Origin of the sequence: Flavobacterium johnsoniae (genome assembly GCF_001879205.1) — a bacterium.
Lineage (GTDB): Bacteria > Bacteroidota > Bacteroidia > Flavobacteriales > Flavobacteriaceae > Flavobacterium > Flavobacterium johnsoniae_A.
Map to the genome: position 1 here is coordinate 236,551 of NZ_MLFK01000013.1, position 24,402 is coordinate 260,952.

General features: G+C 34.5%; 17 protein-coding genes and 1 tRNA gene. 8 read left to right on the plus strand and 10 right to left on the minus strand.

Going from position 1 to position 24,402, the window contains the following annotated elements; all coding sequences use genetic code 11:
• Nucleotides 1–52: 52 nt before the first annotated feature.
• Entirely contained in the window at nt 53–598 is a 546-nt protein-coding gene (locus BKM63_RS23055) for a 3'-5' exonuclease (protein WP_071638920.1), read from the minus strand.
• A gap of 358 nt (nt 599–956) precedes the next feature.
• Nucleotides 957–1,460 carry a hypothetical protein gene (locus tag BKM63_RS23060; RefSeq protein ID WP_071638921.1) on the minus strand — a complete coding sequence of 168 codons (504 nt, stop codon included), beginning with the start codon at nt 1,458–1,460 and terminating at the stop codon, nt 957–959.
• A gap of 1,364 nt (nt 1,461–2,824) precedes the next feature.
• Between BKM63_RS23060 and BKM63_RS23065 the strand changes: the two genes are divergently transcribed.
• Nucleotides 2,825–5,917: a DUF6493 family protein gene (locus tag BKM63_RS23065; protein WP_071638922.1), complete on the plus strand. Its 3,093-nt coding sequence runs from the start codon at nt 2,825–2,827 to the stop codon at nt 5,915–5,917.
• 5 nt (nt 5,918–5,922) lie between these two features.
• Complete coding sequence (locus BKM63_RS23070; RefSeq protein WP_071638923.1) at nt 5,923–7,251, plus strand: SWIM zinc finger family protein; 1,329 nt, start codon at nt 5,923–5,925, stop codon at nt 7,249–7,251.
• Nucleotides 7,252–7,371: 120 nt separating this feature from the next.
• Here the strand turns inward: BKM63_RS23070 and BKM63_RS23075 are convergent, their stop codons facing one another.
• The 8 genes from BKM63_RS23075 to BKM63_RS23750 form a co-directional block, all read right to left on the minus strand.
• Nucleotides 7,372–8,436, minus strand: coding sequence for a DNA polymerase beta superfamily protein (locus tag BKM63_RS23075; RefSeq protein ID WP_071638924.1), 1,065 nt, complete (start codon nt 8,434–8,436; stop codon nt 7,372–7,374).
• Complete coding sequence (locus tag BKM63_RS23080; protein ID WP_071638925.1) at nt 8,433–10,442, minus strand: AAA family ATPase; 2,010 nt, start codon at nt 10,440–10,442, stop codon at nt 8,433–8,435. The genes BKM63_RS23075 and BKM63_RS23080 overlap by 4 nt, the downstream gene beginning before the upstream one ends.
• A 6-nt stretch (nt 10,443–10,448) precedes the next feature.
• Nucleotides 10,449–11,195, minus strand: a complete 747-nt coding sequence (locus BKM63_RS23085; protein ID WP_071638926.1) for a nucleotidyltransferase domain-containing protein — start codon at nt 11,193–11,195, stop codon at nt 10,449–10,451.
• Nucleotides 11,196–11,340: 145 nt separating this feature from the next.
• Nucleotides 11,341–12,141, minus strand: a complete 801-nt coding sequence (locus BKM63_RS23090; RefSeq protein ID WP_071638927.1) for a TatD family hydrolase — start codon at nt 12,139–12,141, stop codon at nt 11,341–11,343.
• A gap of 354 nt (nt 12,142–12,495) precedes the next feature.
• A complete protein-coding gene (locus BKM63_RS23095) occupies nt 12,496–13,917 on the minus strand; it encodes an RtcB family protein (RefSeq protein ID WP_071638928.1) in 1,422 nt (473 codons plus the stop codon).
• A 64-nt stretch (nt 13,918–13,981) separates the two neighbouring features.
• Nucleotides 13,982–14,515 (minus strand): hypothetical protein, encoded by a 534-nt coding sequence (locus tag BKM63_RS23100; protein WP_071638929.1) that lies wholly within the window; start codon nt 14,513–14,515, stop codon nt 13,982–13,984.
• 49 nt (nt 14,516–14,564) lie between these two features.
• A complete protein-coding gene (locus tag BKM63_RS23105; protein WP_071638930.1) occupies nt 14,565–16,805 on the minus strand; it encodes a hypothetical protein in 2,241 nt (746 codons plus the stop codon).
• Between the two features lie 251 nt (nt 16,806–17,056).
• A tRNA-OTHER gene (locus tag BKM63_RS23750) sits at nt 17,057–17,173 on the minus strand.
• Between the two features lie 493 nt (nt 17,174–17,666).
• On the opposite strand from BKM63_RS23750, the gene BKM63_RS23110 reads away from it, so the two are divergent.
• From BKM63_RS23110 to BKM63_RS23135, 6 genes are all read left to right on the plus strand, one after another.
• Nucleotides 17,667–18,290 carry an HD domain-containing protein gene (locus BKM63_RS23110; protein WP_071638931.1) on the plus strand — a complete coding sequence of 208 codons (624 nt, stop codon included), beginning with the start codon at nt 17,667–17,669 and terminating at the stop codon, nt 18,288–18,290.
• A gap of 145 nt (nt 18,291–18,435) precedes the next feature.
• Nucleotides 18,436–19,473 (plus strand): helix-turn-helix transcriptional regulator, encoded by a 1,038-nt coding sequence (locus BKM63_RS23115; protein ID WP_071638932.1) that lies wholly within the window; start codon nt 18,436–18,438, stop codon nt 19,471–19,473.
• Nucleotides 19,474–19,694: 221 nt separating this feature from the next.
• Nucleotides 19,695–20,153 carry a MarR family winged helix-turn-helix transcriptional regulator gene (locus tag BKM63_RS23120; protein WP_071638933.1) on the plus strand — a complete coding sequence of 153 codons (459 nt, stop codon included), beginning with the start codon at nt 19,695–19,697 and terminating at the stop codon, nt 20,151–20,153.
• A gap of 51 nt (nt 20,154–20,204) precedes the next feature.
• A complete protein-coding gene (locus BKM63_RS23125) occupies nt 20,205–22,595 on the plus strand; it encodes a 3-hydroxyacyl-CoA dehydrogenase/enoyl-CoA hydratase family protein (protein WP_071638934.1) in 2,391 nt (796 codons plus the stop codon).
• 98 nt (nt 22,596–22,693) lie between these two features.
• Nucleotides 22,694–23,875 (plus strand): thiolase family protein, encoded by a 1,182-nt coding sequence (locus BKM63_RS23130; RefSeq protein WP_071638935.1) that lies wholly within the window; start codon nt 22,694–22,696, stop codon nt 23,873–23,875.
• A 134-nt stretch (nt 23,876–24,009) separates the two neighbouring features.
• The gene (locus BKM63_RS23135) at nt 24,010–24,360 is read left to right on the plus strand and encodes a four helix bundle protein (protein ID WP_071638936.1); all 351 of its coding nucleotides are present in this window, start codon (nt 24,010–24,012) and stop codon (nt 24,358–24,360) included.
• The last annotated feature ends 42 nt before the right edge of the window (nt 24,361–24,402 follow it).

The window sequence follows — 24,402 nt, forward strand, 5'->3', positions numbered from 1 at the left end:
AAATCAAAATAATATAACCAAACGAAAAGGCTGCCTTACTAAGACAGCCTTTTTAATTTTGCAGGCACCAATGTAAAATCTTGGCGATGTTTTTTGCATCGTCTATACCACGGTGATGCGTTCCTTCCAGCGGGATATTCAACAGCTGTAAAGCCCCATTCATTCCGGTTGGTTTTTGAATGCCAAATTTTTCGGCAAAATGGTTTTTTACATTAATATGCTCCTCACCCATTGGATATGAAATTCCAAACGATTTACATTGTTTTTTAAGCATATTGAGATCGTATTGACCGTAACTTGCCCAAGTATACAAATCAGGGTTGTATTCGTCGATTAGCTGATTAACAGCTTCTTCAAAACTAATTCCGTTCTGATCTAATAAATCCTGAGTTATGGTCGTTAATTCAGTACAAAATGGACTCACACTAGAACGTTGGGGTTTTATTAAAATTCCCTTGTTCTTTGTAATCGCACCAGTTTCTGTATCTAAAACCGCTAAACCAATTTCGATGATTTCATTTTCCTGGCCCTTCGGGACCGCACTCTGCCAGCATGTGGCTTCTAAATCGATAATAATAATTTTATCTGTTGTTTTCATTTTTTTTAATTTTTAATAATTGTTTTTTTTAACCGCTAAGAGCGCTAAGATTTACGCAATGAACGCTAAGATTTTTTTCGCGCAGATTGAGCAGATTTTTTAATAATCCTTTTAATCCTTTAATCTGTGACTAAAAACTTTGTGCTTTCGTGTCTTTGCGGAATTTTTTAACCGCAAATAGCGCTAAGATTTACGCAATGAAGGCTAAGATTTATTTCACGCAGATTGAGCAGATTGAGCAGATTTTTTAATAATCTTTAATCCTTTAATCTGTGGCTAAAAAACTTTGCTCCTTTGTCTCTTTGCCTCTTTGCCTCTTTGTCCCTTTGCCCCTTTGCCCCTTTGCAACTAAAAAGACCTAGAAAAACATACTTTTAAGATCTCTAAAGAAACTTCTTTTCTTAGATTTTTTCTCCTGTTTTTCCTTTTTATCCGAACTTTTCTTCTCAAAAACTGCTTTAGCTTTCTCAATCCGTTTAACTGGTTTTATTTCCTCAGTTTTAGAATTTTCGTAAAACTTTTTGAAAGGACGCGGTTCAAAATCAACCAAAATTGCAGCCATATTTATCGCATCAATATTTGACGGATCTGTTTCCCCTTTAAAGAACGTCTCAATAGGTCTGAACTTATCTTTTTTCTCCTTAAACTTATTCTTTTTGGTATGATCGAAGTCTAACCCTAATAGATTACTGAAAACATTCAAATCATCCTTTGTTGGGTTATTTTCGAAAATGAGCCAGCACAAATCACGAAGTTTTCCACGAGAAGGTTTGTATAAATAATCAAAGTATTTACCTTCTTTTTCTATCTCGTATTTTTTTCTAATTGCTTTTTTATATTTTTCTAATGTATTGTTTTGCATGGTATTTTTTTTTTTTGCAATTCTTGGGAATCTCAGGAAATCGAAGGCTTTTCCGGGAAATCCAATATCACAAAAGTTTAAAAGCACCCTTGCTTTATCAGAGAAATATCTCTAAATGATATATATTATTTCCTTAAAATTTACCTTTTCATTCCATAGGTTAATCAGTTTCAAATCCATTTTTATATTTGAGGCATATGACGACTCATTAAACTCCACTGTTTCTGTTTGATCACTATGATCTGACCTAAGTCTATTGCTTTGATTCATCCTTAAATTTTTATTGTTAAACTAACGATCAGCTTTCTGCTAATCGTTCCTACTTTTACTTTACTACGATTTTTTTACGAACAAATATTACAATTGTCCTGCGCAATTATTCTGCGTACTTTTTTAAAGTTTCTAAGATACTAAGGTGCTAAGGCTCTAAGTTTTTCTCTTTGTCTGAACCTTTGAACCTTTGAACCTTTGAACCTTTGCTCCTAAAGCAAAAAAAAGCACCCGATTAAAGGTGCTTCATAACAAATACGATATAATTATCCTATTGCCTGTATTCTTGCACCGATATGTAAAAGCATTCGCAATCCGAAGTTGCGCCAGCTAATCCTGGGTTGTTTATATATAATTTAAAACTCATTTTATTTATTTTTTAATTGTTGTTGTTATCTATTGAAACTTTTTGTTTCGATTTTGTTTGGCAAAGATATGATGGAAAAATTCATATTTCCAAATACTTTTTAAGATTATTTTTCTGACTATCAGTTAGTTATACACAAAATAAAAACATAGAAATTCCTGTCCGCATACTGGTGCAGATTACTGTTTTGTATCAAATGATTGGCGCTCATCGAATTACTTTCCAAGACTATATTTCGCTATTTGATTTAATCATTAAACATTTGGTCAAATTATTTTTTAATTATTTTTAGTTATGGTTTGTTTTTTAATCATTTTAAACCTCTTATTTTTCAATACTGATCAAAATCAATGTGCTTTAAAACAAAAAAAGCGTCCCGATTGAGGACGCTTTTTATATTTATGTTGAGTTTTAAATCTAAAATTTACATTTCAATTTCATAAAATACAAGCTGCGCCCATAGCTTTCAACCGGAAGATATCCGGCGAAATCAATTTTTTGTTCTGACGAACGGCTAATATGTATGTTTTTCATTTCCATTTCAGGTACAAATGTAGTTTTTTTCTTTTTAATAATTAAATTCCAATTATTCTTTTAATCTGTCCGCTGTTTTTATTTAATAAAAATTTAACCCAAAAGTTTCCTTTCAAAACAAGGAAAATCTCTTTATTAATTTTATTTTTGAGAGAAAATAAATACACTCCTATAAACCATTCTATACCACATAATGAAAAAAAATCTTAAATACATTGATGGCAGCTCCGATAAATTCTGGGAAATCGAAGTTACCGGATTAGAATATACCGTGACGTACGGAAAAAACGGAACCTCTGGAACATCTCAAACAAAAAGCTTTGCCTCAAACGAAGAATGTCTGAAAATGGCAGAGAAAATATTAGCCGAAAAAATAAAAAAAGGATATTCTGAAACCGGAGAAGTAGACGTTGTTTCTAAGCCCAAATCTGCAAAGAGCAAAAACTCAGATGAAGTTTTAGAAGAATACGACGCCATTTTAAAATCTAAAAAAATTGAATTACTGCTGCCTTTACTGAAAGAAAAGGCGAAAGGAAATATTGAAGCGTTAAAAAAGCATATCAAAAAATGCAAACGTTACTGGATGACGTATACCGATTTGACCAAAGATCCCGGTTATGTTAAAAAAGACAAACACGATCATGGCTGGGGAACCCGCGGTGACCGCACTCAAAGCGAAATCATTACCCTGAGCGCAATCGCTTTGTTTGATAAAACCGATATTAATTCGTGGGACGAAGCCCTTCATTTATTAAATGATTTAGATTACAAACCCTATGTTTTAGACACTTTGCTTTGGGCGAAACCAAATTGGCTTGCCGCTTTTTTACTGGAAAAAGTAAAAAGACAAGACTGGGTAAGTTTTAGCTATCACATTCTGCGAAAGCTGGAAGAAAATGACTTACTGCAATTTAACCCCGAATTATATGCTTTGAGTTTAGCCGCAACAAATGAATGGCGCGCTAAAATAAAAATCAGAGATTTTATCGATAACATCTTAAGTGATAAAGTAAGTTATCAAAGAGATATTCCCGAATTGTTTAATTATGAAACCGTTCTTCATAGTCATTTCTTTCGTGATAATGACACGCAAAAATATGACGAATTCCAAACCTGGAGCTTGATTTACAAATCGTTATTAGACGAAAAAAAGATGGAGCGTTCTTTCTTTATCGAAAACGCGATCCAGATTCAAACCAAAGAATGGAACAATAACCTGAAGTCTTTTTTTAGAAAAAGGCTGGACGAATTTAATGTTACCGCTGATGAACTTGTTGTTTATCAGGGAAATATATTCAGTTTTTTTCACAATGCCTATCCTCCTATTACAAGTTACGGCGTAGAACTTGTGAAAAAAATCTACGAGCATCCTAAATTCAAAACCAAATCATTTCTGGAATGGCTGGAACCGCTTATGATGCGAAACGATTGCAAAGCGGCAATAAAAAGCGTGCTGCCAATTTTGGAAAAAATGACCAAAGCAAATCCGAAATTAAACAATACTATTGCCTCAATAATTGCTGATGTTTATGTGATATCAGACTTGGCTTTGCAGGAACGCGTTTCAAAAATTTTACTAAAAATTGGATCTGCAAAAGACAAAACGCTAAAAGAAAAATTAAGTTCGTATGTCTCTTTAATGCAGGGAAATATCAAATCAGGCCTGACATCGTTTTTAGATGAAGAGGCACTTACGATTGACGATTCGGCATTAGAAGAATATCATTTTGAACCAAAAAAAGAATCATTGCTTACCGAAGAAGTACAGCTGCCAAATGACTGGAACGATATTGTGTTTCAGTTTGGAAATTTTATTAATTCAGATGAAACCCTGGATACCGAGATCCTGATGAACGTTTACATTCAGCAGCGAGATTTATTTCCGGCAGATTCTGCGGCACAATTACAGCCTTACGAAAAACAACTGCAAAAACATTATTTTGAAGCGGTTCATAAAAATTTCATGAAGTCGTTTTTACAGCAGAAAATTCAAAATATAAACGGCAGATTTGACAGCAGTTTCAAGCATTATTCAAAAATAAATACGATTACTTTAATCAAACCGTTATTAGAAAAAGTGCAGCAAAAAATCGAATCCAACTCGGCTTTGCCTTTGCTTTCTTTCCCGAGCCATAAACCATATTGGGTGGCACCAAAGGTTTTGCTGGAAAGAGTAATCGAATATCAAAAAACCAAAGAAGAAATTGATTCTGTCGATTTGGCGATTGCCATTGCGCGTATGCCCAGAGAAAATACCGCAGAAGCAATTCCGTTATTAGATAAAGTCGAAGGCGAATTAAAACAGCTTTTATCGTTCTGTCTGGGTGTTGATGAAAAACTCAATTTAGATTCGACTTCTTTGTTTTCTAAACTTTTGGCAACGATGGGCAAAACGACCAAAGAAACCGGAAATTTATCTTTGTGGGCCGTTGCAGCCAGAACGTTTTATCCAGATGATACTTTCCCTGAATTTGAAAACACGTATCTAAAAGATATACCGTTTGTGGTTTCGCCATTTGTTCCGAAAGTACAATTTAAAGAAAAATGGAACGAGTGGACGAATTATCAAACCAAAGAGAAAGAGCGAACACCGTCTTGGTACGAATTGAAATACGATCTGCCCCATTATAGCAAAATTCCAAACTATTTATTGTACAGTCAGGATATTTACAATCGCGGCAACAGCTGGGATTATTTGCTAAGCTATGCCGGAAACACGTATTACTGGCACAGTTTAATGCCTCAAAATTCTGATGCTTTGGCTTTGACTTTATTGCAGAACTGTGCAACCGGCGACGGAGCTAAGCCGGAATTAAAAGGTTTTCTGGATATCATAAACAGACCGGAGTTTAGATTTTCTGAAACTACGCAGCTTTTGTTCGCAGCTTGTTTCTTTCAGGAAAAGAAAGATTTGCGTTTACTGGCATCTGAAGTTTTGATTCAATTAATCGAAAGACAAGCTGTTGATGTCGAAATATTTGCCCAAAAAGCGGCACTATTGGCTTCAGAAAAATATGGTGTGTTTTTACGTTTTTCTGATGCATTAGCGGCACTGAAAGATATTTCGCCTTTACACAATAATGCTTTGTTCAAACTGTTTAATTCCTTTTTTAAAAATCTGGTTTTAAAGGAAAAACTGCCAACGAATTTCAAAAAAATAGTAGAGAATTATGTTGATGTTTTAACGAAGACCAATCAGAAACCTTCGCCAAAAGCAATGGAATTCTTTGAACAATGGAAAGACAATACCGCGCTTAAATCGTTGATTAAGCAAATTTTAAAATAACGAAAATGACAGATTTAGAATATAATTATAAAGGAATTTCAACCTACAGTAAAAGCAAAGGAATCAACAATCTGGTTTTGGCGCATCAAACCGAAATTGAAGAGATCAATAATATTCCGTGTTTTTTCTGGGGAAGTTTAACTGATCCTTATGTTACGGCAAAATGCTGGGGAACGATTGCCAAAGTGGTTCGTTCGAGTTTTGGGCCTATTCCGCCCAGTTTGCGCGATCCTATTGTTTCGGCGGGATCTGAGCGATTGCGTTTCGAAGGATTCTCGTCCTGCAATGGCGTGTATGTAAGACTCGATATGAAACCCGAAGCCATCGACGGCGAATTTATCGCGAACGGAACCACCAATGTCGATTTTAATGATCCTATGCTGAATGCTTTAAATGCGATTCAGAAAAACGAAAAAGTAACCCTTGCCGTTGGTCAGCAGGATGTTCAGGTGATTACGAGCAAGGCAAAAGTGACCGAGAAAAAAGTAACCCTGCCAATGCGCTGGATTAAAGGTTTAACAAGCGTACAGTTGTATCTGGCCGATATGGATTTAAAGTTTGAAGTAAACAAAATTCAAACGATTCAATTGTTTCAAAGTCTGCCAAAAGGAAACGTAAAAGGTGATTTTTTCATTACCAAAAGAGCCGGAAAATTTATGTTTTCGACTTTGGCAACAGCTGACAGCGTGAGAATTGGCGGTGTGCAGCGATTACGATTATTAGAAGGAATTCTGGCGATTGTCGATAAAATTTTCATTTACGAATCGTCGGACAAACAAACCTGCGCCGTTGTAGCCGAATTTGGAAAAATGCAATTGTTAATGGCTTTTTCTCCTGATTCTTACCGGGGCTTTTCTGGTGAAGGAAATGTACTGGAAACCATGACCGAAAACCTACCGATAGAATGGGTTTACGGTTTAAACAGTTTATTAAAATCGAATGAAACTTTTGACCCCACGATGCTTTCTATAGAAAATGATATCGATTTTGGAACCATGGACAACCTGACTTCGAATTTATCATCGATGGGATTATTAGGTTATGATTTAAGCGAAAAAGCGCATTTCTATCGCCGTCTGCCTTTTAAAACCGAACGTATTTTATCGCTAAATCCGAGATTGAAAAATGCCAAAAAACTTATCGATAACGAAGACATTGAAATCGTTGAACGAAAAGCCGATTATATCGAAGCGAAAGTAAAAGGTTCCGGCGTTGTACACAAGGTAATTATCGACAACGCTTCGCAAAGATGCACCTGCGACTGGTTTACGGCTTATCAGGGAAAACGAGGGATTTGTAAGCATATTTTGGGAGTGAAGATGATGATTTCCTGATGTTTGCTTTTTAATTTTAAATCGCCCTGAGTGTTGGGGCGATTTTAGAGCGCGGATTTTACGGATTCGCTTTCGTGAAAACGCGGATTTGTAAGGATTTTTTAAAGTTAGATTTTTGCCCTACTTGGAATTATACAATTCTTCTCTAATTTTTATTAGAGTTTGAATTGCTTTTCCCTCATCTGGCTTTTCAGGCAACGTAGATGTTTGATAATGATTTTCGATTGAATCGATTAAATCATCTGCCATTTGTAGTAAATCATCATATTCTTTATTTCCAGCTTTTATATCGAGTAATTCATCACGGTTTGGAACTCTGATATTTAATTTTCCTGTTGACAGAATTTTTTCTGCAGTTTGCAAAAGACGAATGGTGTGCATCATATTTTTGCTGTCGTAATTTTTACCATGTTGCTGATTCGTATTATAACGATCTTCGTTTCGTTTATCGATCCAACTCCAATATTCTGTGTATTCTTTACAATATTTAGAATATCCGTCTTGATTGCAGGATAAATAACCAATTAGCTTTTCGTTTTTCGGAATCGAAGAAACAGAAACTTCATTAGAGTTTTCTTTTTGAATAATTCCTTTGTAACCTAGGGTTTTATTTTCATCGTAAAACAAAGCAAACATACCTTTTGAATTAGATAAATTCACCAAACCGCATTGCTCTTGATTCAAATTGTTTTCTTCTAAAAAAGTATTGGCCGAAACAGTTTCATAACCTTTCAGAACATAACAAAAATCTAGAAGACTTTTCTTTTCTTTTGGTAACGGATTTACAATTTTCTTATTTAAACCTCTTGCCTTTTTGATTTGCGTTACGGCATAACCAGCAAAAGAATCTTTGCATAATTTGGACAGAAAATCTTCTATCTTCAAATTATCCATCAACGGATGTTTGTATAAAATATAATCTTCCGGCGAAGCCAAAATCTCTAAAATATTAGGATTATTTTTAAGCAGCAATTCTACAAAACGCCCAATTTCATAATACACCTCATCATTGGTTTCATTCGCCACTTGAGGTATATAATCTAACCCAAAGAATTTGTCTTTCGGAAGATAATAAACGCCCTTTATATCGGTGTCTGATGTTGGTGCATTTAACCCAAAAGATTTACTTCCTGAAATAACTTCGAAAAGGATCAGATTTTGGGATTTTAAGTCTTGGATGGTCATTGTTTTTGTGTGATGAAATTGTAAATCTCGATTGTTAATTGTTCAATCTCGTTATTTCTAGATAAGATTTCCCAAGAAAAATTTTTATTAAAAACTAACTCGCTTAATTCTCGTTTATTAATTATTGTTCCAAATGATTCCTCTGACTTTACTTCATAAGCAGATCGATTAAGTATAAACCTTGAAGAAATCTTTCCCATTTTTTTTCTTATTTCTTCAAGAAATTCTCCAACATATTTTTTTGCGAAATCTGAATAATTAACTTCAGACAAAGCCTTATCAATTTTTAATAAAATTTCAGCTTCATGTGACTTAACTAGGGTTTTATTACAAAGCTCAATAAGAATTTCTTTCCACATTTCATTGGTCAAAAGATTTTCTACCTCTCTTATATTCCAAACAATTTTAGGAATAAAATTATCTGTTTTTGCATCTTCTAATTCTTTTAATCTAATGCCTTTCTTACTACTTTGTTTAGATGCATCACAGTCTGCTAAAAGAAATATCCGATTACTTATTGCTAAAGCTTTTATATCCTTTAAAACAATTTCTACATCTTCTTTTTCTACTTCATCTTCAAAAATATAATGATCGATGTTTGATCCTGCATATTCAAAAAATGCAAAATCGATATCTTCTTTTGGATAAGATTTTCCAATTGAATCACAGTATGATTTTAAAAATGCCTTTAAGTAATTTCTATCAGATATTCCTTCAACCCAAATACTACAATTAGCCATGAATACCGAAGAATTATTTACTCCTAAATCCTTAAGTAAAGAGTTATCTCCTCTGTTTACATTTTTTACAATAAACTGTTTATCATTTAATTCATTCTTTCTTTGAGAAAACAAATAAATGGAAACATCTTCTTTTTCAATTGTTAAATCTAAAAAATGATTTGAATGTGTACTAATTATATATTTAAGCTTTTTATTAATTAAATCTTTATTAGATGTTATTTGTTCTAGAAATAATCTTTGCATTCCAGGATGCAAATTAAGTTCTGGCTCATCAATAAAAATAAATGATTCAGGTTCCGACATAAAAATTTTATACATCAGTACAATTAAAGCCTGAACACCGTCACCTAAATCATATAATTTTCTAGTTTCTTTTTCCCCTTCAACATGTATAAGAATCAGTTCTGATTCATTAATTCCTTTCTCATTATCATTTTTATCGAATTTCGCTACAATATCAATTTGTTTACTATCAAAAAAATTGACACTTAAAAATTTTTCAAAATTTTCAAACTGTATTCTTATACTTTTTTCTGAATTTCTTGAATTCAATATATCTCTATATAAATGAAGTCCTGTAAAAATTTGGACACTCTTGTCTATTCTGTAATTTTGTAGGTAAGTATGAAGAAATATATCTTTTTCAATCTTCTCATAATCATTTGTACCTGGTACATCTAATTTCTTTTCTGAACCATGTTTTATTATCTGAAATAACGAGTGGGCTGTTCTTAAAGTTGGTATGTAATATTTTTTAGGTTTAAATTCTTTACTATATGTATCTTCAATTTTAGAATAATCTTTCAAAAAATCATCTTGCATGCCAGAATAACCTAACATTTCATCTAGTTTTTTTTTGTTCCCATTGATTACAGAAATAATATTCTTAAAATCTCCTTCTTTTAACTTAATAAGTCTATTTTTTTGAATTTTAACAGCTTTTTGATCCAATATAGTTCCTCCTGCGATATTTCTAGAATACTTATCTATAAAGGTTTGTATTTTATCTATATTAAACATTTCAACGTATAAATTATACTCATCAATAAGTTCTCTTATTAACAATAAATCATTAATTCCATCATATGAATTTAGAGACATCAATTGTCTCATAAATCTACTTTTTCCACAATTATTAGCACCAACAATTATATTTATTGAATTGAATTTTGGAAAATATCTTAAAGGATGATCTTCATCATTTAAAAAATAATCTTTAAATTTTTCAGAATCCTCTATAATTAAATCATAAATATTTTTCATAATCTTTTATTTTATCATCTTCCTGAAAAACAAATCCAGCTCCTCACTCAACTTCTTCCTACTTCTCAACTTACTCGCATTTTCTTGATTAAATTTTATCGTTTCCAATAAAAAATCAGTTATTAAAGTTTCTTTTGGATGCAGGTATTTTTCGTCATGGTTGGCTTTTATTTCTTGTAATTCTATTATTGTATCTTGTATATTTTCTGGTGCGATTGGTAATAAATCAGCAAATGCAACAGGCGGAAAAGTATTATTTTCTATAATCCATTTTCCGCATAAAGCGGTGCGTAAAGCATAGAAATAACTTTTTAGTTTGACTTCTTCCATTTCGCATACTTCCATGAAATTCTTTGTCGTTCCTAAATAATGATGCAAAACCGATATGGGCGAAAAACATTCTACGGCTAAGTCCTGCATTTGTTTTACAAAATCATCATTTTGAAAATATACTATTGGCGAAAACAACCACTCGATCAAAGGTGCATTAGATTTTGCTAACAACCTTACGGATTTCCGTAAGTCCCAACCAGAACCATCAAGATCGTCTTCGGTCATGAATTCTATTACGTCTGGCTTTTCCCAAAGTGATAAATAATATTCAAGTTTGTGTTTGTATATAAAACGGATATCATAATCACTGTCTGGAGAAGCAAATCCCCAGGCACGACTTCCTGATTCTACAGCAAAAAGTATTTCTACATTTTTTTGTATTTCTATTTCTTTTAATTTTTGAAGTATTTTTTCTTTCATGATTGATTTCAAATATAAATAAACAAAAAGCCTTTAAACTCAGTAAATATACCTGATTTAAAAGCCAACATTTTTTGCCACTAAGGCACTAGGTCGCTAAGTTTTTTTTAAAAGTTTGTGCCTTTGTGTCTTCGCAGCAAAAACACTAAATCCCAAAAAAGCTTTTAGAATTTCGAGTCGTTTCTTCTGCCACTTTATCTAAAGTAATTCCTTTAAACTGTGCAATTGTCCCGGCAACAAAAGGCAGAAAAGCAGGTTCGCAACGGCGTTCGTGGTATTTTTTTAAAAGGGTCTTCGGGACATTTTTAGGAAGCATAAACGGCGCATCGGTTTCAATCATCATTCGGTCGAGCGGTACGTATTGAATCACTTCTTTTAAATGACTGAAACGTTTGGCATCAGAAATCGCTCCCGTAAAACCCAGATAAAATCCGTTATCGAGATAGGTTTTGGCTTCCTGCAGCGTTCCGGTAAAACAATGCACAACGGCTTTTGGCAATTGCGGTAAATAGTCTTTGGTGATATTCATAAAGCTGTCAAAAGCGGCTCTTTCGTGCAAAAACAAAGGTTTCTGGACTTCGATTGCCAATTCTAATTGGGCTTTATAACATTCTTCCTGTTTCTTTCTGGGCGAAAAATCACGATCAAAATCGAGTCCGCATTCTCCAACCGAAACGACTTGTTTCTGTTTTAATAAATTCCGCAGTCGTGAAATGCTTTTTTCATCAAAACTCTTCGCATCATGCGGATGAATTCCGGCAGTCGAATATAATATTCCCGGATATTGTTTTGCGATTTCTAATGAAGCTTCGCTGTTGCGCACGCTTGTGCCTGTGAGTATCATCTGCGATACGTCGGCGTCGATCGCGTCTTGTACGACATCGTCTATGTCGTTTTGGAATTGTTTATTTGTTAAATTAATTCCGATATCTATGTAATGTTTCATTTTTTTTTAAAGTTGCTAAGGTTCTGAGAGGCTAAGGTGCTAAGGCTTTTTACTCTCTTGAAACCTTTATTATTATTTATTTTTTTGCCACTAAGGCACTAGGACGCTAAGTTTTTTAACACAACGTTTATCATTTCGATCCCGAGGCTTCGGGATCGAAATGACATATGGTGCGGAAAAACCTTTGCGAACCTTGCGTATCCCGAGGCTTCGGGATTGCGTCCTTTGAGGTTAAAATCAGTACAAAGTGTTAGACCCACTGCAGTGCGCCTCTACGCTGAAAACTGCGACCGCGACTGAACACTAAAAATGAGTCGCAACACTGAAAACTGAGACCGCGACTGAAAACTAAAATCAATCCTCACGGCTACCATCATCCGCCATTCTCACCAACTTCGGCGTAAACTTCGCCACAACATCAACTAAATCCTGTTGTGCTTTCATCACTTGGTTGATATCTTTATAGGCCATTGGCGCTTCGTCCAGACCTGCACCGATAAGCGTAACGCCATGATCTTGCAGGATAGATTTCATCTCGGTTTTGGTAATATTTTTTATGGCTTGTGTTCGGCTCATTTGTCGTCCTGCTCCGTGTGAAGCCGAATTTATGGCGTTCTCCTCGCCTTTTCCTCTCACCAAAAATCCCGGCGCAGTCATACTTCCCGGAATGATTCCCATAACGCCTTTTCCGGCTGGAGTTGCTCCTTTTCTATGCACAATAACTTCTTCGCCATTCCAGATTTCTTTCCACGCAAAATTATGGTGGTTTTCGACTTTGGCTAAAATCGTTGCTCCTAAGGCGTGTTCCATTTTGTTATGAATAATCTCGTGACAAGCCGAAGCGTAATCACCCGCCAAATTCATCGCCATCCAGTATTCCTGCCCCAATTGTGAGTTCATATCCAGATAGGCTAAGTTTTTAGCCACATCCGGAAGTTTACAAACGTCTTTGGCGATTTTTGTATAATGTCCAGCGATTGTGGCACCCATTCCGCGTGAACCTGAATGCGTTAACAAAGCGACATATTTCCCTTTTGGGATATTCAAAACCGCATCGTCTTTCGTAAATTCCATGATTCCGAATTCGACAAAATGATTTCCACCACCCGAAGATCCTAATTGCGACCAGGCTTTATCTTTTAAATTCTTCACAAACGGAGTCATATTAAAAGCATCGTTTTCTAAAACCGCGTGATCTGCTTTATGTTGTCCGTGAAAGCCGTGTCCGGCTCCAAAAATCGAATTCGCAATTAATTCTTTTTTGAATTTGGCTTCGTTTTCAAAGTAAAAATCTTCTGCAATATCATAAACTGACAACGCCATTCTACAACCAATATCAACCCCAACTCCATAAGGAATAATGGCATTTTTGGTCGCTAAAACTCCGCCAATCGGCAATCCGTAGCCTTGGTGCGCGTCCGGCATTAAAGCTCCTGCCACCGTAACCGGTAATTTCATGGCAACTTCCATTTGTTTTCTGGCTCCGTCTTCGATTCCCTCTAATCCGTAAGCCGAATACGCATTCGGATTTTGGTTTAAAGCAATAAAATCTTCCGGTTTTTCATTTGCTTTTTCGATCAAAGCGATTGCCAGTTTGCTGAAGATTTTATCGTCTATATAATTCTCCGGAGTTTCTAAGACGTTTTTGAAATTAGCGATCATTTCGTCTCTTGTAAATCCGTTTCTTTTGCTGTTTATTTTTAAGGCAATCCCGATTATTTTTCCTTCCGGGAATCCTAATTCTAATATATCTGTACCGTTTATTTGTGTTTTCATTACTTGTTTTATTTTGATAGTACAAAGGTTGTTTAGTACTGCGCAATTATTTTGCGTATACAAATTAAACTTGTAAAAAATCATTTTTTAAATATTCCTTTATGTTATTTCCATATACAATGATATCACTACCCCATACTGAAATAACTGGGGAGAGATATTTATTTTCAAAAACGACAAGCACTCTATGGCTATAAATTGGTATGTAACCCACAATTTTAGAAACATCAAATCCAGCTTCAATTAAAGCTTCTTCAGCATAAAATTTAAATTTATTGATATCTTCTACCAACCATTTTGATTTCTCAATATCTCTTGGATACTGGTAAAAAAAATTATCAAATTTTATCTCTTCTTCTCCATCCGGATCAATTGAAATTTCTAAAGTATCCAAGCTTCCAAGAATTAAAAGCATTTCTTTATATTCCCAAGGAAAATCAAATCCAAACAATATTTGTAATTCATCGATTTCTTTCCTGCTAATTCCTTTTAAAAATTTAGTATTAGGCTGTACTTGATATCCGCAAATATCATTGTAAAGTTGTATTTTTTGAAACCTCTTTTCTATTTTATATTTAAGATCTTTGATTGTAATCATTTTTTAAATAAAAACCACGAACTCAATTAAGAATCCGCGGTTTCTGTTTTTAATCTACCAATAACTGTGTAACAACCGCTGGATTCATTGCCCATTGCGCTGTATAAACCTCATCGGCATTTTGATCTTCGGTGATTATTAAACCTTGAGCTTCTGCTTTGAGTTGTAACAAACTACCTATGTTCAATTTGCTGCTTAGTTTTGCCAATAACGCCTGAACTCCTTTAAAATCCAAACCTTGAACGACTTGCCCTCCAAATGTCATCTCTAACCAAACGATTTCTCTTTTGTCTACATCCAACACTCCAAAAACCAAACCTTTGGCAACATTCTGAGTCACACGAACCTGATGATCTACACACGACGGATCGTATGCAACTCCCGTTTTCTCCGAAATTTTCATCGGATGTTTGCTGTTCATCCAGCCAACAATTAAATTTGGCGTTATACTTCCGTTGCTGTATGCGTTGCAGGTAAAAGTTACAAATTTAGCTTTGGCTTTCGCCAATTCATCGATGTTGATGTTGATATATTCGGCCGTTCCAATTTTATTCGGAATGCTTCTAATATCACCGCTATGCTGGCAACCTGTTGTGGTTAATCGGCTGAAAGAACAAATATCTGAACTGTTTTCGTATGCGATATGACAGCTCAAATCCATATCTAAATGCTGTGCCGGCAAATCCTTACCCCATTGCATAAACAATCGCACTTCGTTTCCTTCAACTGGGAAACGTGTTCCCATTAATGCAACCGGCAAATCCTGAACAGTTTCACTTCGATCTCCTATAGAAACCGGAATATTAAACAATTGCGGATCGATATACATTGTCTTGTTTGTGTTCGCCATTTTTGCAAATCGTTTTTTCATGGCCAAAAGACACAATTCTTCGATTTGGTTTTTCATTGCTTCCAACTGAACATCATCATACAATTTCAATAAACCATTTGGTTCGATTCTTTTGTTTGTTCCGCCCAAAGGTTTCACACTTCTTTGCATGTTTTTATCAAAATAATTTTGAGCATACATATTTAATGTAAACACCAATCGAGCCGGAACTTTATCGATGATTTCTTCAAAATGTGCCACAGTTTCTTCTGCACCAAACCATAACATATTCGAAAATAACGAACGTGCAAACAATCCCGGACGTTGTTTCAATAAGGCAAATGTTTTATCGGCATCAAATTTCAATCTTGACGAATCTACTTTGCTTTGCCAAACATCATACACTTGGTTGTAAAATACATCCATTAAAAAATTCAATTTCACGAATCCTTTTCTTTTGCTGTATTCTGCCAAACGAAGCGCTCGGATAAAACGAACCCACATTCCACGTTTTGGATGCATGATTTCGCACATGGTCTCAACATCCATATCCATATTATTCAACCAGTTTGCCACCATTAAACATTCTTTTCTTGAATATTTAAGTTTCAGATCTTTTGCAGATGCAATTCTCGCCTGCGCACTTGTATCTAAAGAATTATGAAAATGCTGACCGTTTTTAGCTGTTCTTTTTATAATCGTTTTTGGTTCGATAATCTGCAGCATTCCAGTATTTTTATACCATAAATATCTTAAGATATCAGTTGGCGTTTTTAAAAATTGAGATGCTTCGGCTTCTTTACCGTTTTCAATCAAAAGATCGATCACTAACATTAAAGTTTCCTTCATTGCAACATCAACTTTTGGCAAAGGCAAATTTTGCATCGCCATTTTTAAACTATCTACCTGAGTAGCGTCTAAAGCGGTTTTAGATTGCAATAATGAGATATAGAAATCATTTAAATCTTTTTCTGTCCACAATTCAAGCACTTTCAATTTGCTTCCTTGTCCGAAGTTTTCGATTTTTCCAAATTCAAACGGAGTTCCGCAGAACGGGCAGCCGTTGTATCTTTCTAATGGAAAAGTATTATCCGGGATAATATGTCCGCATTGTAAAGTCGTTCCATTTTTCACACCTAAAACATTCCAGAAATAAGTTAGAATATGATCTACAACAGATTCTCCTGTTGGGATATTCCATTCTTTCACCAATGGCGTCCAGTTTTTATCTGTCCCTAAAACTTCTCTCAGCACTTCTAAAACTTCTACTTTATAATTTGGGTTTACATTATTTAAAGCGTGCAATAAAGATTCAGAAAATGTAAATCCAAGTTTTGAAACATTGGCTAATAAAACTGATGTTGTTCCAGATAAATTTTTAATATCATTCGAAATCATTTCTGATGGAATGAAAATGGCATTTTGGCGTAAACTGATTTTTAATAATTCTTTTGTTTTCATTTTTTTTAATTTTTAAAATTTAGATAATTGCGTTTCTGAGTTCTACCTAAAAGAGTTTGAAGTAAGAAACACTTGACCTGAAATTGGAGTGTAATGGATGAACTGTTTTACCAGATGGGTTTCCCTAAGAAGTAAGTTAATCTTGACCCTCATTTTTTATTAATGATGATTTTAAAACTTAATAACCAGCAACTTCCTTTCGGAAGTTAGGATTCGAACCTAAGAAGTAAGTTTTAATTGACCATTAATTGTGGAACAGGTGGGATTCGAACCCACGACCCGGACATTAAAAGTGTACGAAGTAAGTTTTGATTGACCTTTTAAGGATAATTTCAAAACTACCTGCTCTACCGCTGAGCTACTGTCCCCATATAATAGTAGAATAAAAAGGTAATGGTGTAAGTGTGTACGTTGGAAAGTGTTTCGAAGTAACTCAAACTTGACCTGTTTTATTCTTTTTTTTTATTTCTATGAACGTTTGTTTTTATTTCTGAACAAAGATTTTAAAACTAGTACGCAGTTATTTTGCGTAGTAAAATTTTGTTTTTCATTTTAAGAAATAGTATTTGTTTTATTTCTTGAGCAAAGATTTCAAAGCCACTACGCAATTATTTTGCGCAGTAAAAAAAGAATTTTAAATTTGGGTAAATATTAATTAAAAAAAGCGCGTAAATCCCAGAGGGACGACATATTTATAGCTATTTTTTCGATGTGTTTGAAGAGCCCCAGCGGGGTGACATATTTATTGATAAAATATGAAAGCCGAAGTGTCGCTCCCATGGAGCTTTTGATCCTATCCTATAAATTGCTATAAATATTACGCTCCGCTGGAGCTTTGATCTGATTAAATAAAAAAAATATATGAATTTAACCCAAATCTATTCTGAATTACTCTTGAATATTGGCTTTTCAGCAAATGATATTCAGGAAAACTGGCTGAATTTAGAAAGCGCCTATTCCAAGAAATCACGGCATTATCATAATCTCACTCATTTAAAAGAAATGATAGAAAGCTTTGAAACCTATTCCAATCGGCTTCAAAATCCGAATGAAATATTATTTTCTATTTTTTATCATGATTTTGTTTATTCGGCTTCAAAAAAAGACAACGAACTCAAAAGTGCCCAATACGCTTTGTCGATTTTACCTGAAAATGTCAATTTAAATAAACAATTAGTTTTTGATGCAATCTGTGCCACGCAACAGCATCAACAGAATGAAATTGAAGATATCAATTGGTTAATCGATTTTGATTTGAAAATCCTTGCGAAAGATTGGAACGACTATAAAATCTATTTTGAACAGATCAGAAAAGAATATCGTATTTATCCTGATTTTCTATACAAACCCGGGCGCGCCAAAGCGTTGAAACATTTTTTAGAGAATGAATTTATTTTTCACACCGATGAATTCAGGAGTTTGTATGAAGAGAAAGCGAGAATTAATATTGAGAAAGAGATAAGAATTTTAGAAGGTAAAAAATAATCTCACAAAGACGCGAAGGCGCAAAGTCTTTTTTCTCGCAGATTGAGCGGATTTTTTTTAAAATCATTTTAATCCTTTTAATCTGTGGCTTAAAAAATAAAAACTTTGCAACCTTGTGACTTTGCGAGCAAAAACACAAAGAACAATGTCACAAAACAAAAACGCATTAATCCGGTACAAAACCATTGACAAATGCCTGCAGAATAGATACAGGCAATGGACTTTAGAAGATTTAATTGAATGCTGTTCTGAAGCTTTATTTGAATACGAAGGCCGTGAAAACCCAATCAGCAAGCGAACTATTCAGATGGATATTCAGCTTATGCGAAGCGAAAAACTGGGTTACAACGCGCCGATCGTGGTTTACGATAAAAAGTATTATAAATATGAAGATGAAGATTTCTCGATAACCGATATTCCGCTGACGGAAACCGATATGAATGTTTTAACGGAAACTGTTTCCATGTTAAAACAATTCAAAGATTTTTCTCTTTTTAATGATGTATCGGATATTTTACAGCGTTTAGAGGATAAAATCTACTCCGAAAAATCACATACCAAACCTGTAATTTATCTGGATAAAAATGAGAATCTAAAAGGGCTTCATTATCTGGACGAAATCTATCAGGCGATTATCAAAAAAATGGTGCTAATTATTACTTATAAATCTTTTAAATCCAGAGAAGAAACAAAATTTCATTTTCATCCTTTTATATTAAAGGAATTCAACAATCGCTGGTTTCTAATCGGAAAGAAAAAAGCGTCACAGCCTATTACCAATTTGGCTTTGGATAGAATTATTTCCATTGATTACGATTTCAATTTGCCGTATTTAGAAGAAGATTTTGATGCGGATGTCTATTATAAAGATGTAATTGGCGTTACGGTAAATTCCGGATTAAAAGCAAGACGAATTGAATTATGGGTTAATGCTTCAAATGCGCCTTATGTCCTAACAAAACCACTGCATGCCTCTCAGCGATTAATCAAAGAAAATGAGGACGGAAGTATTATCGTGCATTTATATGTAATTCCAAATTATGAAATGGAAAGGGTCCTATTGGGTTTTGGAAGCTGTTTGGAAATCTTAAGGCCCGAAAGTCTGAGAAATCGTATGAAAAAGATTCTTCGGGAAGCAATTTTGCGCTACGAATCTGAAAATTCAACTGAAATAAATGCATAATTTTTTAAATAATACAGAATTAAAACCTATTTAAAAACCAAAAAGAGATTTTTTCAATACTTAAAATGTTAAAATCTAAAAAAAGAATAGTATATTTCACTATAAATAAACCACCAAACCACTATAAATCAGTGGGATTTTTTAACTAACCAAAAATTTATTAAAAAATCATATGCATGCATAGTATTTTTTAATTATATTTGAAATCGATATAGTTACCTATGAAAGACAAAACGATAGATTATATTTTGAGAGCTACATGGCAGGCTGTTTCAAGAATGTACAATGAAGAAGCTGCTAAATACGATGCCACAATGGCAACAGGATTTGCTCTTTTAAGTATGGACAAAGAAGATGGAACTCCGTCGACGGCCTTAGGACCGAGAATGGGTATGGAAGCTACAAGCCTGACCAGAACATTAAAATCTATGGAAGATAAAGGTTTGATTGTTCGCAAAAAAAATCCAAGTGACGGCCGGGGAGTTTTGATCTACCTGACTGATTTTGGAAAAGAAAAGAGAGAATTATCTAAAAATACGGTTCTGAAATTTAATGAAACTATTAGAAAGCATGTTTCAGATGAAAAACTAAAACATTTTATCGAAGTTTCTGAAATTATAAACGAATTAATTCAGGACAAAAACATATTCAATCACACAGAAAACAAAGAAAATGAATAATCTTTTTTAAGAGAAAATTCAAATTCTACCCAAAAAACAAATTTTACAAATATGAAACGCACAATTAAAAAAGTTGCTGTAATTGGATCCGGAATTATGGGTTCAGGAATAGCCAGTCATTTTGCTAACATTGGTGTTGAAGTTTTACTTCTTGACATTGTACCCCGCGAACTGACAGAAGCTGAAGCTAAAAAAGGATTAACACTTGAAAGTAAAGCCGTTCGCAACCGTGTGGTAAACGAACATTTGGCGAATTCATTAAAATCGAAACCCTCTCCTGTTTACAGCCAAAAATTCGCTAGCCGAATCACAACTGGAAATACAACTGATGATATGGCAAAAATTGCCAATGTTGACTGGATTATCGAAGTTGTAGTGGAACGTTTAGATATCAAGAAATTAGTTTTTGAACAAATCGAGAAATTCCGTACGCCGGGAACTTTGGTTACTTCTAATACTTCTGGTATTCCAATTCACTTTATGAGTGAAGGAAGAAGCGAAGATTTCCAAAAACACTTCTGCGGAACCCACTTTTTTAACCCTGCGCGTTACTTAAAATTATTTGAAATTATTCCTGGTCCGAAAACTTCAACACAAGTATTGGATTTCTTAAACGAATACGGATCTAAATTCTTAGGAAAAACTTCGGTTGTTGCAAAAGATACTCCGGCATTTATTGGAAACAGAATTGGTATTTACGGAATCCAGAGTTTATTCCATTTAGTAAAAGAAATGGGATTAACGATTGAAGAAGTTGATAAATTGACGGGCCCTGTAATTGGCCGTCCAAAATCGGCTACTTTCCGTACGGTTGACGTTGTTGGATTGGATACTTTGGTTCACGTTGCCAACGGTATTTATGAAAACTGTCCAACAGACGAACAGCATGAATTGTTTAAACTTCCTGATTTTATCAATAAAATGATGGAAAACAATTGGCTGGGAAGCAAAACCGGACAAGGTTTTTATAAAAAAGTAGATAAAGATATTCTTTCTTTAGACTTAGATACATTAGAATACCGCGCTGCCAAAAAAGCAAATTTTGCTACGTTAGAACTAACTAAAACTATCGATAAACCAATCAATCGTTTTAAAGTTTTAGTAAAAGGAACAGACAAAGCGGGAGAATTCTACCGTAAGAGTTTCGCTGGAATGTTTGCTTATGTATCAAACAGGATTCCTGAAATCTCAGACGAATTATACAAAATTGACGATGCTATGAAAGCTGGTTTTGGATGGGAAAATGGCCCGTTCGAAATTTGGGATGCAATTGGTGTTGCCAAAGGAATTGAAATCATGAAAGCTGAAGGTTTAGAACCAGCTGCATGGGTTACTGAAATGCTGGCTTCTGGAAGCGAAAGTTTTTACTCTGTAAAAGAAGGGGCTACTTATTTCTATAACATTCCAACAAAATCACAAGTAAAAGTTCCTGGACAAGATTCATTTATTATTCTAAACAACATTCGCGAAAGCAAAAAAGTTTGGAGCAACAGCGGTGCAATCATTCAGGATTTAGGTGACGGAATTTTGAACTTAGAATTCCAATCTAAAATGAATACAATTGGCGGCGACGTTCTACAAGCCATCAATAAAGCAATCGACTTATCTGAAAAAGAATATCAAGGTTTAGTTATTGGAAATCAGGCAGCGAATTTCTCTGTTGGGGCTAATATCGGAATGATTTTCATGATGGCAGTTGAGCAGGAATATGACGAATTGAACATGGCTATCAAATTGTTCCAGGACACGATGATGCGCGTTCGTTATTCTTCTATTCCAGTTGTAGTAGCGCCTCACGGAATGACTTTTGGCGGTGGATGCGAAATGAGTTTACACGCTGATAAAGTGGTTGCAGCTGCTGAAACTTATATGGGATTAGTTGAGTTTGGTGTTGGTGTTATTCCAGGTGGTGGAGGTTCTAAAGAAATGACTTTAAGAGCTTCAGATTTATTCCGCAAAAACGATGTGGAGCTGAATGTTCTTCAGGAATATTTCTTGACAATCGCAATGGCAAAAGTATCGACTTCTGGTTACGAAGCTTTTGATACTGGACTTTTACAGCATGGAAAAGACGTTATTGTAGTAAACAAAGATCGTCAGATTGCTGAAGCTAAAAAACATGCATTGTTACTAGCAGAAGCAGGTTATACACAGCCAATCAGAAGAAATGATATTAAGGTTTTAGGAAAACAAGCTCTTGGTATGTTCTTAGTTGGAACGGATCAAATGGAAGCTGGAAAATACATTTCTGAACACGACAAGAAAATCGCTAACAAACTGGCTTATGTAATGGCTGGTGGTGATTTATCTGAAGCAACTTTAGTTTCTGAACAATATTTATTAGATATCGAACGTGAAGCTTTCTTGAGTCTATGTACAGAACGTAAGACATTAGAGAGAATTCAATATATGTTAACTAAAGGAAAACCGCTTCGTAATTAGAAAAGTAGAAGAAAGATGCAAGAAGCAAGATTTTAAAAATAAAGTTTTGTCTTTTCTCTTGGCTCTTGCTTCTATAAATCTTTAAAAAACAAAAACAAATGAAAACAGCATATATAGTAAAAGCATACAGAACAGCAGTTGGAAAAGCTCCAAAAGGTGTTTTTAGATTTAAAAGACCTGATGAATTAGCTGCAGAAACCATTCAGTTTATGATGGACGAACTGCCTAATTTTGATAAAAAACGCATTGACGACGTTATGGTAGGAAATGCCATGCCGGAAGCAGAACAAGGTTTGAACGTTGGACGTTTAATTTCTCTTATGGGATTAAAAGTGGAAGACGTTCCTGGAGTTACGGTAAACCGTTATTGCGCATCTGGACTGGAAACTATCGGAATGGCGACTGCTAAAATACAATCAGGAATGGCAGATTGTATCATTGCCGGTGGTGCAGAAAGCATGAGTTTTATTCCGATGGGAGGTTACAAACCAACTCCGGATTATAAAGTTGCCGCTGCAGGTCACGAAGATTACTATTGGGGAATGGGTTTAACTGCCGAAGCGGTTGCCAACCAATATAAAATTTCAAGAGAAGATCAGGATGAGTTTGCTTACAACTCTCACATGAAAGCATTGAAAGCTCAGGCAGAAGGAAAATTCGACAAACAAATCGTTCCAATTACTGTTGAGCAGACTTTTATCAATGAAAATGGTAAAAAAGAAACCAAATCTTACGTTGTAAAACAAGACGAAGGACCAAGAGCCGGAACTTCTATCGCAGCTTTATCAGGTTTAAAACCAGTTTTTGCCGCTGACGGAAGTGTAACTGCTGGTAACTCTTCTCAAATGAGTGACGGTGCAGCTTTCGTTCTTATTATGAGCGAAGACATGGTTAAAGAATTAAACCTTGAGCCAATTGCACGTTTGGTAAACTTTGCTTCTTCTGGTGTTGAACCAAGAATTATGGGTATCGGTCCTGTAAAAGCAATTCCGAAAGCACTGAAACAAGCTGGTTTAGAATTAAAAGATATTGACTTGGTTGAATTAAACGAAGCTTTTGCTTCTCAGTCTTTGGCTGTAATTCGCGAGCTAGGTTTAAATCCTGATATCGTAAACGTAAACGGAGGAGCTATCGCTTTAGGTCACCCTCTGGGATGTACAGGAGCTAAACTTTCTGTTCAGTTATTTGATGAAATGAAACGCAGAGGTAATAAATACGGAATCGTAAGTATGTGCGTGGGAACTGGGCAAGGTTCTGCAGGGATTTACGAAGTGTTGTAGTTTTTAAGAGGAAAGAAGCAAGAAGCAAGAAGCAAGACTTGATTTTTGGAATGATAATATTCTGAAAATAAACGCTTATAAAAGTAGTAAAAAACTTACTTTTAATTTTTCTTCTTATCTTGCCTCGAAAAAACATGAGACACAATTTTAAGAATTTGAAAATTTGGATTTTAGCTATGGAAATTACAAATGAAATCTATAAGCTAACCGCCACTTTTCCAAAATCAGAAATTTATAGTTTGGCAAATCAAATGAATCGATGTTCTGTTTCAATGCCTTCAAATATTGCTGAGGGGTCAAACAGAGGCAATAAACATTTTCAACATTATTTGAATATCAGTTTAGGTTCGTCATTTGAATTACAAACACAATTGTTAATAGCTTGTCAAAACAACTACTTAACAAAAGAAAAAACAGAAAAATTAGAAAACAAAATAATTGAATTTCAAAAGATGACAACAGGATTCATAAGCAAGTTAAATTAAGATCTTGCTTCTTGCCTCTTTCATCTTATCAATCTAAAAACA